We start from the raw sequence: 16454 nt of genomic DNA on the forward strand, positions 1-16454 counted from the left end.
TTTTGACTTAGAACTTAAGACTTTTGACTCCAGACCATCGGTCATTTCGCGCTAAACGCGACATTAGTAATTTCTTCAACTGTTTTCGTGGTGGCATCGCCCTCAATAAACAGTTTGGTGTATGCTGCGGCAGTTGCAAACTGTAATGTTTGCTGCGGCCCAAGGTTATTGTAAAACCCATAAATAAGCCCGGCCATAAAGCAATCGCCACTGCCAACTTTGTCAACCACCTTATCGGTTTCATACTGGCTGGAGTTGTATAGTTTATCGCCGGTATATAAAGCCGTATAGTAGTTAATACCCTCGCCGGCATCAAACCTGAAAGTATTGGCTACTGCTTTACATTTTGGGTATTGGGCCATGATGGTTTCCGACGTTTTGAGCGCCTCTTTCAGGTAGATGCTTTTCTGTCCCGATTCATGAATATCCGGCGCTACCGGGATATCCAGCATTAACTCGGCTGCCCAAACATTACCCATTACCAAATCGGCGTATTTTACAAGCTGTGGCATTATATCAACCGGTTGTTTACCGTATTTCCATAATCTTGAACGGTAGTTTAAATCAACAGAAATGGTGATACCTTTTGCCGATGCAGCTTCCAGCACTTCAAGGCAAACATCCGCCACATCCTGGCTTATAGCCGGGCATATCGCACTGAAATGGAACCAGGTTACGCCATCCAAAACCTCGTCCCAGTTAACCTGACCGGGTTTCAACATGGCAAATGCCGACCAGGCGCGATCATAAATAAGGGCATTGTTTTTGATATCCTTACCCCGGGTTAAATAGTACAGTCCTATCCTATCGCCATGTTTGTATACCGAAGATGTATCAACCTTTTTTGCCTCCAGGTAATCAATGATCTGGGCCGACATGGCGTTATTAGGCAGGGCCGTAAAATATGCCGAGGGCAATTGCCAAAGCGCCAGTGCACCGGCTACGTTCAGTTCGGCACCGCCTATAAAAAATGGCAGCTGGTTATCGTTCAGCCATTGGCCGCCGGCGTCGGGGCATATCCGCAAAAGCAGTTCTCCGAATGAAAGGATGCGCCCTTTTGATGCCGTTATTTCAAATGGCGTACTCATTTGCTCTGATCGAAATTAAAGTAATTCTTCGCGTTGTAATAACAAATATCCTGGACGATTTTACCCGTCCACTCGATATCGTTTGGCAATTCGCCGTTTTCGATATCATCGCCAAACAGGTTACAAACCAATCTGCGGAAATACTCATGCCTTGGGAAAGACAGAAAGCTGCGTGAATCGGTAAGCATCCCTACCAGCCTGCTGAGCAAGCCAATGTTGGATAGCGCATTCATCTGTTTGGTCATGCCGTCCTTTTGATCCAAAAACCACCAGGCCGATCCAAACTGAATTTTACCGGCTACCGAACCATCGTTAAAATTGCCGGTCATGGATGCCATCAGTTCGTTGTCGGCCGGGTTTAAGTTATACAGGATGGTTTTGCTAAGCTGATTGGTTGTATCCAAACGGTTCAGGAATTTAGACAAAGCCCGGCCTTGCGAAAAGTCACCGATGGAATCCCAGCCGGTATCCGGCCCAAGCTCGCTTAATCCGCGGGTATTGTTGTTACGCAGCGCACCCAGGTGCAATTGCATTACCCAGCCTTTCTCGTGGTTCCACAAAGCAAAATTGTACAGCATGGCCGATTTAAATTGCAGGGCCTCGGTTGCATCAAGGGACTGGTTGTTCCTTATCTTGATAAATATATCAGCTATTTCGGCATCGGCATAATCTTCGGCATATACTTGCTCCAAACCATGGTCAGATAACCGGCCTCCGTTTGCTGCAAAATAGTCGTGGCGGGCTTTCAAAGCCCATAAATAGTCATTAATGGTATGGATAGCGGCGCCTGCTATTACCTCCAGTTTATCAATGTACAGGTTTAATGCAGCCAAATCATCGGCATTCATAGCCTTATCCGGCCTGAATGTTGGCAACACCTGTACTTCGTAACCATCAGCTTTTATTTTTCGATGATGAGCCAGGTCGTCAAGCGGATCGTCGGTTGTACATATTACCTCGACATTTTTGCTTTTGATGATATTGCGGATACTATACTCCGGCGATTGGAGTTTTTTGCTACTCTCGTCATAAATCTGCAGGGCAGTTACCGGCGATAGCAGGTCGTGAATACCAAAATACCGCTGCAGTTCAAGGTGTGTCCAGTGGTAAAGCGGGTTGCGCAGTGTATAGGGTACGGTGGCCGCCCATTGTTCAAATTTTTCGAGGTCGGTTTTTTTCCCGGTAATGTAATCTTCATCAACGCCGTTGGCACGCATGGCACGCCATTTATAATGGTCGCCGTTAAGCCATACCTGGGTTATGTTTTCAAAATTGATATCACCGGCAATCTGGTCGGGCGGCAAATGGCTATGGTAATCAATAATAGGTAAATCCGCAGCATATTCATGGTACAGGCGCCTCGCGGTTTGGGTAGTTAATAAAAAGTCTTTATCTAAAAAGTTTTTCATCAATAGTAGGTTATGCTTTATCCAGTAAAGAGCGTTTAACGCCCATTTCAAGGCCTCGCAATTCAGCAAGCCCTTTCAGCCTGCCTATGGCCGAGTAGCCGTGGTAAGTTTTGTGGTTAAAATCGTCCAACAGTTTATGTCCATGATCCGGGCGCATGGGTATGGCAATATCATCACGGCCATCGGCCACGCGTTTTTGCTGCTCCAATACAATATTTTTCATAACGGCATACATATCGGTACTGCCGCCCAAATGCTCGGCCTCGTAAAAGCTGCCATCAGCTTCGCGCTGCACATTACGCAGGTGCAGGAAGTGGATGTGTTCGCCTAATCGTTCTATAATTCCCGGCAAGTCATTATCGGCCCTTGCCCCTAATGAGCCGGTACAAAACGTGATGCCATTACTGGTCGAAGGGTAATAGTTAACCAGGTCGGCTAAATCCTGCTCGGTAGATACCACCCTTGGCAGGCCCAGTATCGGGAATGGAGGATCGTCCGGGTGGATGCACATTTTAACGCCTGCTTTTTCGGCCGCAGGTATAATACCCCTTAAAAAGTAAGCAAGGTTTTCTTTAAGGCCCACGGCATCAACATCCGCGTAGCGTTTTAAGTGCTCCTTAAATTCGGGAATGGTTAGTGTTTTGTTGGTGCCTGGTAAACCTGCCATCAGGTTATTAATTAGCTGCGTGCGTTCATCGGCAGTAATGTTGTCCAAGTATTGTTTGGCAACCTGCTGTTGGGCGGCACTATAATCGTCGCGGGCGCCCAGGCGCTCCAGGATGTAAAGGTCAAAAGCGGCTAAAGCTTTAGCATCGTACCTTAAAGCAGTTGCTTTGTTGGCCAGCAGGTAATCCAGGTCGGTACGTGTCCAATCCAGCACGGGCATAAAGTTGTAGCATACGATGTTGACGCCTGCCTGCGCCAGGTTTTGAAGCGTAGCTACATAGTTTTGGATGTATGTATCCCTATCGGCGCCGGCGGTTTTTATACTTTCATGAATATTCACGCTCTCTACAACCGACCACCGTAAGCCAGCTTCTTCTATCGTATTTTTACGTTGGATGATTTCATCCAAACTCCAAACCTCGCCAACTGGGATGTGGTAAAGTGCTGTAACAACGCCGGTAGCCCCGGATTGCGAAATTGCTGTTAGTGTAACCGGATCGGCGGGGCCAAACCACCGGAATGTTTCTTCTAAATTATTCACTATAGGTTAATGGTATTGTAGTTTGAACGGGCAAATTACACATCATTAGTTTAGGATGGAAACGATATTTACAACAATCTACGATAACGATTGCGGAGAGGCCTCATCAAAGGAGAGCATTCTGATTTTCAGCTTTAACTTTATTTCCTAAACCAGTTAAAAAAAAAGCGGCAGGTAAAACCCGCCGCTCGCTAAATATTTCAATTAACTTGTCTACTACCAGAATACAGAGTACAGCGCAACCACGATGCCTGTAATAATTACCGCACCGGCCAAAAAGCCTTTCGAAGTTTTAAACATCGATGCGTCAATTTCGAGACCATTTGTAACAACGCCTTTGGCGGTTTCAATTTTTGATATGATGTACATGCCTATAATACAAATAACAAATACAAAGCCCATACGGTCAAGGAAAGGTATTTCGTACAGTTTAGTTACTTTATCATCTTGTAAAGCCAGTTTGGAGAAACCGTATGGCGATAAGAAGCTAAGATCAGCAAAGCGTGGTAAAACTTTAAACACACACGACATAATGAAACCACCGATAGTAGCAAACAAGGCCGCGTTTGATGTTGCCTTTTTCCAGAAGAAACCAAGGATAAACATGGCAAATATACCCGGAGACACAAAGCCAGTATATTCCTGGATGTATTGGAACCCTTGTTTACCTTCGCCCATCAAAGCGTTGCCGATAAAAAATGATAAAATAACACCTAATGCCAAAGCAACCAAAACAGATATTTTACCAAGATTTACCAATTTTTTATCTGTAGCACCGGGATTGATAGCTTTTTTGTAGATATCTAAGGTAAATATGGTGGCTATACTATTGGCTTTACCTGCTAAAGAAGCCACAATTGCCGCCGTTAGTGCCGCAAATGATAAGCCTTTTAAGCCGGTTGGCAATAAGTTCAATAAGGACGGATAAGCTTTATTAGGATCGGTTACACCTGTTGAGCTCATCATTTCCTGGTGGAACATGCCTTTTTGGTACAATAAATAAGCGGCAATACCTGGTAACACCACAATAACAGGCATTAGTAATTTAAGGAAAGCCGCGAACAAAATACCACCACGAGCGGTTTTAAGGTTTGCACCCAAAGCTCTTTGCGTAATATATTGGTTACAGCCCCAATAGTTAAGGTTGGTTATCCACATACCACCAATTAAAACTGATAAGCCAGGCAAATCCATATAGTTAGGATTATCCTTTTTGAAAATCATGTGGAAGTGGTCTGAAGCTTCTGAATGTAATATTTTAAATCCATTCAATAAACCTGTAGTGCCCTCCTTCTCACTCAATAAAGTTAGCGCCAGGTACGAAGCCATCAATCCGCCTAAAATAAGCACAGCAACCTGAATAACATCGGTGTAACCGATAACCTTCATGCCCCCAAGAGTAATAAATGCCGAGAAAACTGCAAGTAATATGATACATAACCAGATGTTGAGGCCAGATATACCGCTGATAGCCAATGCACCAAGGTAAAGGATAGACATTAAGTTAACCACGATGTATAGCAACAGCCAAAAGATGGCCATGATCATGGCCACCGTACTGTTATATCGCTGGTGCAAAAATTGCGGCATGGTGAATATCTTATTTTTAAGATACACAGGTATAAAAAATACCGCCACAATGATCAGCGTTATTGCCGCCATCCACTCGTAGGTTGATATGGCCAATCCCATTTTAAAAGCCGAACCACTTGTACCAATAAACTGCTCGGCAGAGATATTGGAAGCGATTAATGATGCCCCGATTGCCCACCAGGTAAGCGACCCTTCGGCCAAAAAATAGTCTTTAGAGGTCGCGTCGGCATTATGCTTACGCTTGTATACCCAATAGCCATAACTGGATACGATAACGAAGTAAATAAAAAACACGACATAATCGCCGTACGAGAGGGTTTTCAGGTTCATTGTTTGGTTAAGTTGGTTTTAATAATGTTAGATTGACAATTATAAGCTATATATAGCGATTTATCAAATTTTCTAAATATTCTTGTCGACCGCTTAATGTTTTTGGCTCACCATTGGTTATTGCATAGTTACGCAAATCTTCTAAAGATAGCTTACCATCTTCAAAATCTTTTCCCGAACCTGCATCAAATGAGGCATATCTGTCGGTACGGATCTTTTTATACTCTGATTTTTGCAAAATATTATCGGCTATAACCAGGGCGCGGGCGAATATATCCATGCCACCTATATGAGCGTAGAATAGGTCGGCCTGATCTGTTGAGTTACGGCGAATTTTGGCATCAAAGTTAATACCGCCGCCTTGTAAACCACCTGCTTCCAGGATAATCATCATCGATTCGGTAATTTCGTTAATATCATTCGGGAACTGATCGGTATCCCATCCGTTTTGGGTATCGCCACGGTTGGCATCTATCGAGCCCAATAAACCCGAATCGGCAGCTACTTGTAATTCATGCTGGAAAGTATGGCCGGCTAATGTAGCGTGGTTAACTTCCAGGTTCAGTTTAAAATCATTCAGCAAATCGTATTTCTGCAAAAAGCCTAAAACGGTAGCCGCATCATAATCATACTGGTGTTTGGTTGGCTCGCAAGGTTTTGGTTCGATAAAGAAGTTTCCTTTAAAACCTTGTTTACGTGCGTAATCTTTAGCGGTATGTAAAAATTTAGCGAAATGTTCCTGCTCGCGTTTCATATCGGTATTCAGCAGACTCATATAGCCTTCGCGACCACCCCAGAAAACGTAGTTTTCGCCGCCTAAAGCGATGGTTGCATCAATTGCCGCTTTAACCTGTGCTCCGGCATGGGCCAGTACATGAAAATCGGGATTGGTAGCAGCACCGTTCATATACCTGCGGTGGCTAAACAGGTTTGATGTTCCCCAAAGTAATTTAACACCGCTTTCGGCTTGTTTTTGTTTGGCATATTCAACCAAAGCCTGGATGCGGCGGTCGTTCTCATTTACATCGTTGGTATAATCTACCACATCTACGTCATGGAAACAATAGTAAGGGATATTCATTTTGGTGATAAACTCAAACGCTGCATCCATTTTGTCTTTAGCGCGTTCTACAGCGTCGGCTTTCTCGTCCCATGCAAAAATGTGGGTAGGTCCGCCAAACGGATCCGCACCATTACCATTAAATGAATGCCAGTAAGCGCAGGCAAAACGTAAATGCTCGGCCATGGTTTTACCAGCCACTACCCTGTTGGCATCGTACCAACGAAACGCCAGCGGGTTATCTGATTCCGGCCCTTCGTAAGCAATCTGGCCTATCCCTGTGAAAAATTCCTTTTCGCCTGTGATGATTTTCATATTATTTAATTATTGAATTACTGATTGTTTAATTATTGAATTACTGAGTTATTGAATTATTGAATTTCTTCTGCTTTTACTGGTCGGCTCCGACCTTTCGCTTTTAACCTTTCGCCTTTAACCTAATCTCAAGTAGCTCTTTCCACTCGTTATAAATAGGTTCAAAATCAACAGAAAGATCCGGCTCTATTAATTGGATGGCTTTGGTGTTGCTGAATGCTTCTGACGGCGATTTGAAGATGCCTGCACCTATCCCTGCGCCTAAGGCCGCGCCAACGCTGCCATCGTTGTTGTATAGTTCAACGGGAACACCTGTGGCGTTTACAAAGGTTTCGGTAAATAGCTCGCTCAAAAACAGGTTGCTTTTGCCGGCGCGTATAACCGTAGGGTTCATGCCGTTGCTGCGCATGATATCAAAACCATAACGGAATGCGCAGGCTATGCCCTCCTGTACCGCGCGGAAAATATGCGCTTGGGTATGCAGGTTAAGGTCGATATTCTGGAAATGGGCGCCTACCTGCTTATTGTTCAGCATGCGCTCGGCACCGTTGCCAAAGGGCAGTACGCGCAGGCCATCGCTGCCCAGGGGCGCTTTTTTTGCTTCTTCGTTGAGTTGATTGTAGCTTAAGCCTGCGCCAAAATTGTATTTGGCCCAGCGGTATAAACTGCCCGTTCCGTTAATACAAAGCAATACGCCTAAACGTTTTTCCTCTTCGGAATAATTTACGTGGGCAAAGGTGTTGATGCGCGATTGCTGGTCATAAGCCAGTTGATCGCTTACGCCGTATATTACTCCGGATGTGCCTGCAGTTGCAGCTACCTCGCCCGGATTCAATACATTTAATGATAAAGCATTATTTGGCTGATCGCCTGATTTATAGGTTACAGGGATGCCGGCTTTAAGGCCAAGTTTTTCGGCTACATCGCTTTTTAATGCTCCGTGAGATGAAAACACCGGGTTGATAACCGGGAACAGGCTTTCATCAAAACCAAAGTAATTGATAACGTCTTTAGAGATGCCGTTGGTTTTAAAATCGAAGAATACCCCTTCAGATAATGCCGATACCGAGGTAGTGATCTCGCCGGTTAGCTTCATGGCGATGTAATCGCCGGGTAGCATGATCTTGTCTATTTTAGCATAAATTCCGGGCTCGTTCTCTTTTACCCATGCCAGTTTGGATGCGGTAAAGTTGCCCGGCGAGTTTAACAGGTGCGATAAGCATTTTTCCTGGCCTATGGCGACAAAGGCTTTATCGCCAATTTCAACGGCGCGGCTATCGCACCAGATAATGCTATCGCGCAAAACATTCTGGTCTTTATCAACCAAAACCAAGCCGTGCATCTGGTAAGCTATGCCTATGGCGGCAATATCCTGCTGGTTGTAACCTCCCTTGGCGTGGCAGCGTGCCAGTGCCTGTTGTACCTGGTCCCACCACATGAGTGGCGATTGCTCGGCCCATCCCGGGTGTACCGCTTTTATCGGCGATTCCTCGTCCGGAAACTGTGCTGATGTTATAATTTGTTGCGTATCAGCGTTAACAACACTAACTTTAACTGAAGAAGTACCTATATCAATCCCTAATAATAGCATGGATTTGTTTTGGGTTTTAGCATGAATAGTAAAAACGGGTTTATTTTTTGGCATTTAACTTCACGAAATTAAATAAATATTTAAAATTACAATCGATTGCGTAAAATATTTTTTCCAACTTGCACTTTATAATGAAAAAGGGAAAACGCACCACCATTTATGACATCGCCGAAAAACTTGGCATAACCGCTTCGTCGGTGTCTCGCGCATTGAATAACAGCAACCAGGTAAACGAAAAAACCAAGGAGCTGATCATGAAAACCGCCGATGAACTTAACTACAAGCGTAACATCCTGGCATCAAACCTGCGCAAGGGACACTCCAAAACTATTGGCATTGTGGTGCCGCGCATTAACCAAAACTTTTTTGCCAACGTTATTGCAGGTATCGAGGAAGCTACCTATCAAAAAGGCTACAACCTGATCATCTGCCAATCGGGCGAATCGCATGATAAAGAGATACAGTGTGTAAATACCCTGATAAACCAGGATGTGGATTGTATTGTAATATCGGTATCGGCCGATGGCAACGACTATCAGCACCTGCAAAATGTGATTGACCACGGCATCCAGCTCATCCAGTTTGACCGTGTGGCCGAAGAACTGGAAACCCTGAAAGTAATAAACGATAATGAACAGGCATCGTACGAAGCTGTATCGCACCTGATTGAAAGCGGCTACAAACGCATAGCACTATTGGAAGGCCCTCAAAACCTCAGCATTTTTAAACAGCGTAAAACCGGCTACCTGCGGGCCTTAAAGGCCTACAACATTGATGTGATTGATGAACTGATAGTTGAAAACGCCTGGACAAAAGAATTAGGCGCCGAAGGTACCCGCAAACTGCTAAGCCTCCCCCAGCCTCCCGATGCCATATTTGCCTCTACATCTGATTTCTCGGCCCTGGGTGTTTTGGAGGTTGCCAACGCAATGAAAATAAAGGTACCAGCCGAGTTAGGCGTTTGCGGCTACGCCAACGAAGGTTTCTCGGAAATTACCAGCCCATCCATAACCACTATAGACCAGTTTAGTATTTACATGGGCAACACAGTTGCTAATTTGTACTTCCAGGAAAAGGGAAATACAGATACGATATCTAAACCAAAAACCATCAGCATAAAACCAGAGTTGATTATCAGGGGATCAACGGCGAGGAATGGGAAAAGTTAATCGTTCAATAGTCTATTTTTATAGGGTACCGATATTAAGGTATCATCGAGCAGAAAATAGGGGTTATTTCTCTACTTGTCCTCTCAAGCCCCCTACGTGCCGTTAGGTATACGGTGGTTTGTCGGGGTAATGGTGGTGCTTCTCAACAGAACGATTTCTATTAGTTGCCTTAGCTCTAATTCAGTTCCCTTGTCTTTTACTCTTAGCTTCCAGCTTACCTCAAACAAGCAGTTCTATTGCGTGGTTCGGTCGTTATTGTATTGAGCCTGATGCTTTCGTTTTATCCCGACATTCAGCCCTTCTCCAGTAAGTAAGGGATACTATGGGTTCTGTAGATTTCTGATAAAAAGCCTTGTACTACTGGCCATTGCTCTTTCAGGCGGCTTTTTCCCTCCGTCTACTATTTACCAGCTCTCCCCGGGGTAAGAACACAAGCTTTCTCTTGCTATACCGATCAGATATACCGCGCCACGTTTCGGATAACTTGGGGCTTCGTCTCACCCAAATGGAACTGCCTCATCTGCTTCCTGTTCGTCAATCCGGAATTACCACCGGCTTCCTTCAGATTCGCAGTCACCCACAACATCCTTGCATTTAGTTAACGCCTCCCACTATCAAGGCGCGTTGGGGACTAAGCTTGTTCCCATGCCAGGCGCACGTAAAAAAGGGGTAATAATTAAAATTATCGCCCCTTTTAAATTTAATCAGATACTTATTTTGCTATTTGACGTCGGTAACCTTGGTAAGGTTTTGATCAAAGCGGAATAGATTTGTACTCAATACCACGGCCCCCATTGCATTTTTAGCACGATAGGTATGGCTTATCACCCAACCTATAGGCTTACCTTTGAATTTTTCGATAAAAGCTTTTTCATCTTCCAGATTTTTCTCCTGTTTTGAATAGATGCTGTCAGCTTTATGCTTAAGATTAGCAGTATCTGATGGAGAGGACACTATTGCACCAAGGATGGCATTATGAAGTGAATCCGCAATAGTTTTCAAACTGTCTTTTACTTGTTCGTAATTTCGGTATTGAGAATTTTCATCAATACTTTCTGTTAGAGTATCAAGCTTAGAAAATTTGACGGCTTCATAACTTTTAGCATCGTTTAAAGTACTGTCCAAATACTTTTTCGTTAAGGTTTGAGCTTTTTGTTCATTAGATTGCGTACACGACGCCAATGCTACGCTCACTAAAAAAATTGTGATAAGTTTAATTTTCATATTGTTTTTTTTCTAAAAGTAATATGAAAATTAATATTTAGAAAACCCTTAAGATTAAATATTGACATTATATAAAACACAATATCATCAAGACTTTTAAAGTTGAAGGGGGGGGATTTTAATTTGTAGATTTTCCATCGCTTTAGGCAAACTTGCCTTTCACTTTATTGCAATACATTTTCCGGCATATACCAAGGCTATTAACTTGAAAAGTAACATCCCTACATCTTTAAAATATTGACGACACAAACATCCTTTTCTACAAAAAAAGTTCCACTAATCCAATAGCTTACGCTAAAAACCTTGTAATTCATATTCGATATCAATTAACATTTCTGTTACATTTGTGCGATATAGCTTTTAACTTTCAACCATAATTTAACATCACAACTATGGATGACTTTATAGCAGCCAGGTCGCAAATGGCCTTATCCTTAGGGTTTCACATCATCTACTCCTGCATTGGTATGGTTATGCCTGTTTTTATGGCCATATCGCATTATAAATGGATAAAAACCAAAGATCCCGTTTACAAAAACGTTACCATCGCCTGGAGCAAAGGTGTTGCTATATTTTTTGCAACCGGGGCAGTATCGGGCACCATGCTTTCATTTGAGTTGGGGTTGCTTTGGCCGGGTTTTATGAAGCATGCCGGGCCGATATTCGGGATGCCATTTTCTTTGGAAGGGACTGCCTTTTTTATTGAAGCGATAGCGCTGGGCTTTTTCCTGTACGGATGGAACAAATTGAACACCTGGTTTCATTGGGTTACGGGCATTGTGGTGGGTGTAAGCGGGATAGCATCGGGTATATTAGTGGTGGCGGCCAACTCATGGATGAACAGCCCATCGGGTTTTGATTATGTAAATGGCAAATACCTCAATATAGACCCGTTAAAGGCCATGTTTAACGAAGCCTGGTTTTCCGAAGCATTACATATGACGATAGCGGCATTTTCGGCAACGGGTTTCGCCGTGGCGGGTATCCACGCGCTGATGATCTACCGGAAACAGAATGTTGCTTTTCATACCAAATCATTTAAAATAGCCATCGTATTTGGCGCGGCAGCTGCCATTTTACAGCCCTTAAGCGGCGATATATCTGCCAAAGGAGCAGCTAAACGGCAGCCAGCTAAACTGGCCGCTATGGAAGCTTATTTCCATACTCAGGAGTATGCGCCGCTGGTTATTGGTGGTATCCCGGATACTGCTGCTAAAAAGGTTAATTACGGCCTGGAAATACCCGGTCTTTTGAGTTTTTTGGTTCATGACGATTTTAAAACAGTTGTAAATGGCCTGGATAAAATCCCGGTTAAAGATCAGCCTCCTGTTGCCATTACGCACTACGCTTTCCAGGTGATGGTGGGCATCGGCACGCTGATGATGTTTATCGGTATTCTGTATTTTATAGCCCTGTGGAAAAAGAAAGGATGGCTAAACAAACCTTGGTTTTTAAAGCTGTTTATTATTGCCACGCCAACGGGTTTTATAGCCTTAGAGGCCGGCTGGACTGTAACCGAAGTTGGCCGCCAGCCATGGATTATCCAGGGTGTGATGCGCACCAGCGAGGCGGTTACCAAAATGCCGGGTATCCAGTATACTTTTTACCTGTTTACATTTATTTACTTCACCCTGAGCGTATTTGTTATTTTCCTGCTGAAAAGACAAATTGAGATGGTGCCTAAATTGTACGACAAATAACCTGCTGATACTATGTTATACATCGTTATATTATTTTTATTTGCATCCATCACCCTCTACTTTTTATTGGGCGGGGCCGATTTTGGCGCCGGTATCATCGAGCTTTTTACCTCCGATGACAACAGGCACCGCACCCGCAAAACCATGTACCAGGCCATAGGCCCCATTTGGGAAGCCAACCATATGTGGTTGATTATTACTGTGGTAATACTTTTTGTGGGTTTCCCAGATATTTATAGCCAGATGTGTACCTACCTGCATATCCCGCTCCTTATCCTGTTATTAGGTATCATTGCGCGTGGTACCGCTTTCACTTTCAGAAATTATGATGCCATTAAAGGCGAAAGGACACAAAACCTTTATAACCACCTGTTTATCTACTCGAGCTTTGTTACCCCAATGTTCCTGGGCATTATAGCGGGCAGCGCATTATCCGGTCAGATTGATCCGGCAGCCAAAGATTTTGTCCATGCGTATATATTCAGCTGGTTTAACTGGTTCTCGGTGGCCGTAGGGCTGTTTACCGTAGCGCTTTGCGGCTTCCTTGCGGCCATTTATATTGTGGGAGAAACAGATAGCATTGACGATATTAAACGCTACATCAAAAAAGCAAAGATATTTAACGTAGTAGCCGTTATTTGCGGCGGGCTGGTTTTTATAGCTTCCGAAATTGAGCACGTTGGCTTATCCAAATGGATCTTCGGCAATGTTATTAGTTTGGTAGCCGTAATAGCCGCCACTTTATCACTCGTGCTGCTTTGGTTTATCATCTCCGAAAAGAAAAACAGGCAATGGATAAGGTTATTAGCCGCTTTCCAGGTAAGTATGATCCTGATATCGGTAGGGTCAACCCGCTTCCCAAGGTTTGTGATATTTAAGGGCGGCAGTTCGATGTCATTACTAACGGATCACGCAACCGTAAATACCATAGATGATTTGGGCATTGGCTTATTGGTTGGCAGTATGTTCATATTGCCGGCATTAGGATATTTGTATTATAGCTTTCAGCGGAAGGAAAAGTAATTTTTGTCTGAACCCGGATTAAGCAGATTCGTCGGATTTATCGAATTTTTAAATTTTGACAATTCATCCTCGTGCAAATCAAATCCAAAAAAATCTAAAAAATCTGCTTAATCCGGGTTCAGAAACCCCACCATCCCCTACTATCTTTTTAAACAAAAAATACAATCCGGTAATATTACATTTGTGTAACCCAATTGTAACGCGTGAAGAACTATCTTAAAATATTATCTATCGACGAGTATTCCATTACTCCCAAATACCTGCAGCTTTCAAACGCCATTATCAGGGCTATCGAAAGTGGCGATATCGTTAAAGATGATATGTTACCATCCATCAATGATTTAAGTTTTGCTTTGGATACCTCGCGTAATACTATAGAAAGAGTTTATAAAGAACTGAAGGACAAAGGAATAGTAAGTTCGGTTCCTGGAAAAGGTTTTTTTATATCGAATACCGATTTTCAAAAGCCATTGAAGATATTCCTGCTGTTCAACAAGTTAAGCGCCCATAAAAAATTGATTTACGATGCCTTTGTAGACACAATTGGCGAACTGGCTACCATCGATTTTTACATTTACAATAACGACTTTTACTTTTTTAAAAAGATCATGGCCGAAAGCTTTAACAGCGACTACGCCAAATACATTATCATCCCCCATTTTTTAGACAACGAAACCAAAGCACATGAGATCATCAACACTATCCCAAAGGATAAACTGATCTTGTTAGATAACCTGGTACCGGCTATAAACGGCAAGTTTGCAGCCATTTATGAAAACTTTGCATCGGATGTTTATGAAGCACTTAAAAGTCTTACACACAAATTAACTAAGTATCATAACATCAAACTGATTTTTCCCGGTAAAACATACCATTCGAAAGAGATATTGAAAGGTTTTCTTAATTTTTGCAGGCAATACGCGTTTGATTATGAAGTAGTTGAATCGTCGGCAATAGAAACCATCCAGAAAGATACCGTATACATCAGCCTCACCGAAGATGACCTGGTAGAGCTGATTAAGAAGATCATCGCATCCGACCTGAAAGTAGCTAAGGATGTGGGCGTTATATCTTATAACGAGACAGCACTTAAGGAGATCATTTTGGATGGCATCACCACCATATCAACCGATTTTAAGCTGATGGGCAGCAAAACAGCAGAGTTTGCTTTGAGCAATTGCCATGATCATTTCGCGGTTCCGTTTAATGTGACGTTGAGGAATTCTTTGTAGAGAATAAACTATAAAAACCGTCATTGCACGAAGCAATCCTCTATATGCTCATTAGCTTTGCTTATCGGGGATTGCTTCGTGGCAATGACGGTTTAATTTACGATTTCAGGGATTTTTACTTCAGCTCCTTCACCTTTATACTTCTGAAAAAAACCTCGTTACCATGATCCTGTAATAACAAATGTCCTTGAGGAGCTTCGCCAAAGTTTTTCCAGATGGTGTATTTGCTGATGGCAACCAGGTCTTTAAAGGCTTTTGAGCCGCGTTCGTATTCAAGTACCTTCACCCCATTCAGATAGTGTTCTACATGGTTATTGGGATAAACCACTACCCTGCCAATGTTCCAGGCGCCAATGGGATGCACAAAGCGTTCCTGTTTGTTGGCTTTGATGAGGTCATATAACGAGGCCAGCGTTCTGTCGCCCCCCCGGCCAAGTTTGGCATCGGGGTGCAGCTTGTCATCCAATACCTGGTATTCAAGGCCTATAGCCGATCCGGTTGTTACTTCACTCAGGGTAACAAAGTATTTAACACCGCTGTTGGCCCCCGGAGTCAGCTTAAACTCAAACGACAGATCAAAGGCACTGTAATTATCATCAGTAACCACGTCGCCACCGCCCGATTCTTCTTTACCGGCAGACGGCAGTACATGCATGGTTCCGTTGGCTACCTCCCAGCCATGGTCAGGAAAAGTTTTGAGGGTTGCACCGCGCCAGCCGGCACTGGTTTTACCATCATATAATAACTTCCAACCGGCAGCTTTTTCGGCTGCGGTGATGCTGTTGGGTTGCAGGTTTACCACATACACATTTTTAGGAAATGATTTGGATTTCAAGTTGGTAGTTTGCAGGTTAAAGTTTTTGAAATACACTTTTTTACCGGCTTGTTTTTCGTCGCTCACGGCGTGAACCTGTAAAGCAATGAAGCCTTTAGTGTCAATGGTATCTACCACATCGGCAGTAGGGATTCCGTTTACCCAGGTTTTCATTTCGTTGCCAATGCATTCGATGCGGATATGGTTATACTCGCCTACTTTAAAGGCGTCTTTGGCAGCAGCATTCAAATCCAGCGGGTACAGCCAGTCGCGACGGCCTTCGTCATAAATACCACCTGTCCATTTACGGTCAGATGGATCTATCTCAAACTGTCGCCCATAAACCATCCCCTTGCCATCGTGGCCGGCCGGGTTATAATGGCTGCGTGTTTGAACGCCAGAGTTGCTCAGTTTACTTTCTATTTTGGCATCCAGCTCTAAAATAAAATCGCCGTATTCTTTTTCGGTAACTAAAAAGGTGTTGCCTGAGTTTAAAACGGTGGTGCCCACAATGGCTCCGTCTTCTACCTTGTAATCGGCGGTGCCGGCAAGGCGTTTCCAGCCTTTGAGCGTTTTGCCATCAAATATTTTTGTTTGCGCCTGGGTTAATGAGGCTGTTGCAAGTAAAAGAGCTAAAGGATAGATGTATTTTTTCATGGTATGGTATTAAATGAGTACATTATTATGTTACGTCATTGC

Annotated in this window: 12 protein-coding genes; 4 read left to right on the forward strand and 8 right to left on the reverse strand. The window is 43.5% G+C overall.

Annotated elements, in window-relative coordinates:
• Positions 1–41 precede the first annotated feature (41 nt).
• The 6 genes from FSB76_RS31630 to FSB76_RS31655 form a co-directional block, all read right to left on the reverse strand.
• Positions 42–1088, reverse strand: a complete 1047-nt coding sequence (locus FSB76_RS31630; RefSeq protein WP_147060698.1) for a sugar kinase — start codon at positions 1086–1088, stop codon at positions 42–44.
• Positions 1085–2497 (reverse strand): glucuronate isomerase, encoded by a 1413-nt coding sequence (gene uxaC, locus FSB76_RS31635; RefSeq protein WP_147060699.1) that lies wholly within the window; start codon positions 2495–2497, stop codon positions 1085–1087. The genes FSB76_RS31630 and uxaC overlap by 4 nt, the downstream gene beginning before the upstream one ends.
• 10 nt (positions 2498–2507) lie before the next feature.
• The gene (gene uxuA / locus FSB76_RS31640) at positions 2508–3704 is read right to left on the reverse strand and encodes a mannonate dehydratase (protein WP_317131360.1); all 1197 of its coding nucleotides are present in this window, start codon (positions 3702–3704) and stop codon (positions 2508–2510) included.
• A 216-nt stretch (positions 3705–3920) separates the two neighbouring features.
• Positions 3921–5621 carry a sodium/sugar symporter gene (locus FSB76_RS31645; RefSeq protein WP_394349445.1) on the reverse strand — a complete coding sequence of 567 codons (1701 nt, stop codon included), beginning with the start codon at positions 5619–5621 and terminating at the stop codon, positions 3921–3923.
• Between the two features lie 52 nt (positions 5622–5673).
• A complete protein-coding gene (gene xylA, locus FSB76_RS31650; RefSeq protein WP_147060705.1) occupies positions 5674–7002 on the reverse strand; it encodes a xylose isomerase in 1329 nt (442 codons plus the stop codon).
• 103 nt (positions 7003–7105) lie between these two features.
• A complete protein-coding gene (locus FSB76_RS31655; protein ID WP_147061133.1) occupies positions 7106–8593 on the reverse strand; it encodes a xylulokinase in 1488 nt (495 codons plus the stop codon).
• A 131-nt stretch (positions 8594–8724) separates the two neighbouring features.
• Here FSB76_RS31655 and FSB76_RS31660 point away from each other — a divergent pair, with 131 nt between their 5' ends.
• Positions 8725–9762, forward strand: a complete 1038-nt coding sequence (locus tag FSB76_RS31660; RefSeq protein ID WP_147060707.1) for a LacI family DNA-binding transcriptional regulator — start codon at positions 8725–8727, stop codon at positions 9760–9762.
• A gap of 720 nt (positions 9763–10482) precedes the next feature.
• Here the strand turns inward: FSB76_RS31660 and FSB76_RS31665 are convergent.
• Positions 10483–10986, reverse strand: a complete 504-nt coding sequence (locus FSB76_RS31665; protein ID WP_147060709.1) for a hypothetical protein — start codon at positions 10984–10986, stop codon at positions 10483–10485.
• Between the two features lie 392 nt (positions 10987–11378).
• Between FSB76_RS31665 and FSB76_RS31670 the strand changes: the two genes are divergently transcribed.
• The 3 genes from FSB76_RS31670 to FSB76_RS31680 all read left to right on the forward strand — a co-directional run bounded on the left by FSB76_RS31670 (position 11379) and on the right by FSB76_RS31680 (position 14941).
• A complete protein-coding gene (locus FSB76_RS31670) occupies positions 11379–12686 on the forward strand; it encodes a cytochrome ubiquinol oxidase subunit I (protein ID WP_147060711.1) in 1308 nt (435 codons plus the stop codon).
• A gap of 12 nt (positions 12687–12698) precedes the next feature.
• Positions 12699–13709 carry a cytochrome d ubiquinol oxidase subunit II gene (locus FSB76_RS31675; protein ID WP_147060713.1) on the forward strand — a complete coding sequence of 337 codons (1011 nt, stop codon included), beginning with the start codon at positions 12699–12701 and terminating at the stop codon, positions 13707–13709.
• Positions 13710–13912: 203 nt separating this feature from the next.
• Positions 13913–14941 (forward strand): GntR family transcriptional regulator, encoded by a 1029-nt coding sequence (locus FSB76_RS31680; protein ID WP_147060715.1) that lies wholly within the window; start codon positions 13913–13915, stop codon positions 14939–14941.
• A 115-nt stretch (positions 14942–15056) separates the two neighbouring features.
• On the opposite strand, the gene FSB76_RS31685 is transcribed toward FSB76_RS31680, so the two are convergent.
• Entirely contained in the window at positions 15057–16412 is a 1356-nt protein-coding gene (locus FSB76_RS31685; protein ID WP_147060717.1) for a 3-keto-disaccharide hydrolase, read from the reverse strand.
• Positions 16413–16454 lie beyond the last annotated feature (42 nt).

Origin of the sequence: Mucilaginibacter ginsenosidivorax, assembly GCF_007971525.1 — a bacterium.
Taxonomy (GTDB): domain Bacteria; phylum Bacteroidota; class Bacteroidia; order Sphingobacteriales; family Sphingobacteriaceae; genus Mucilaginibacter; species Mucilaginibacter ginsenosidivorax.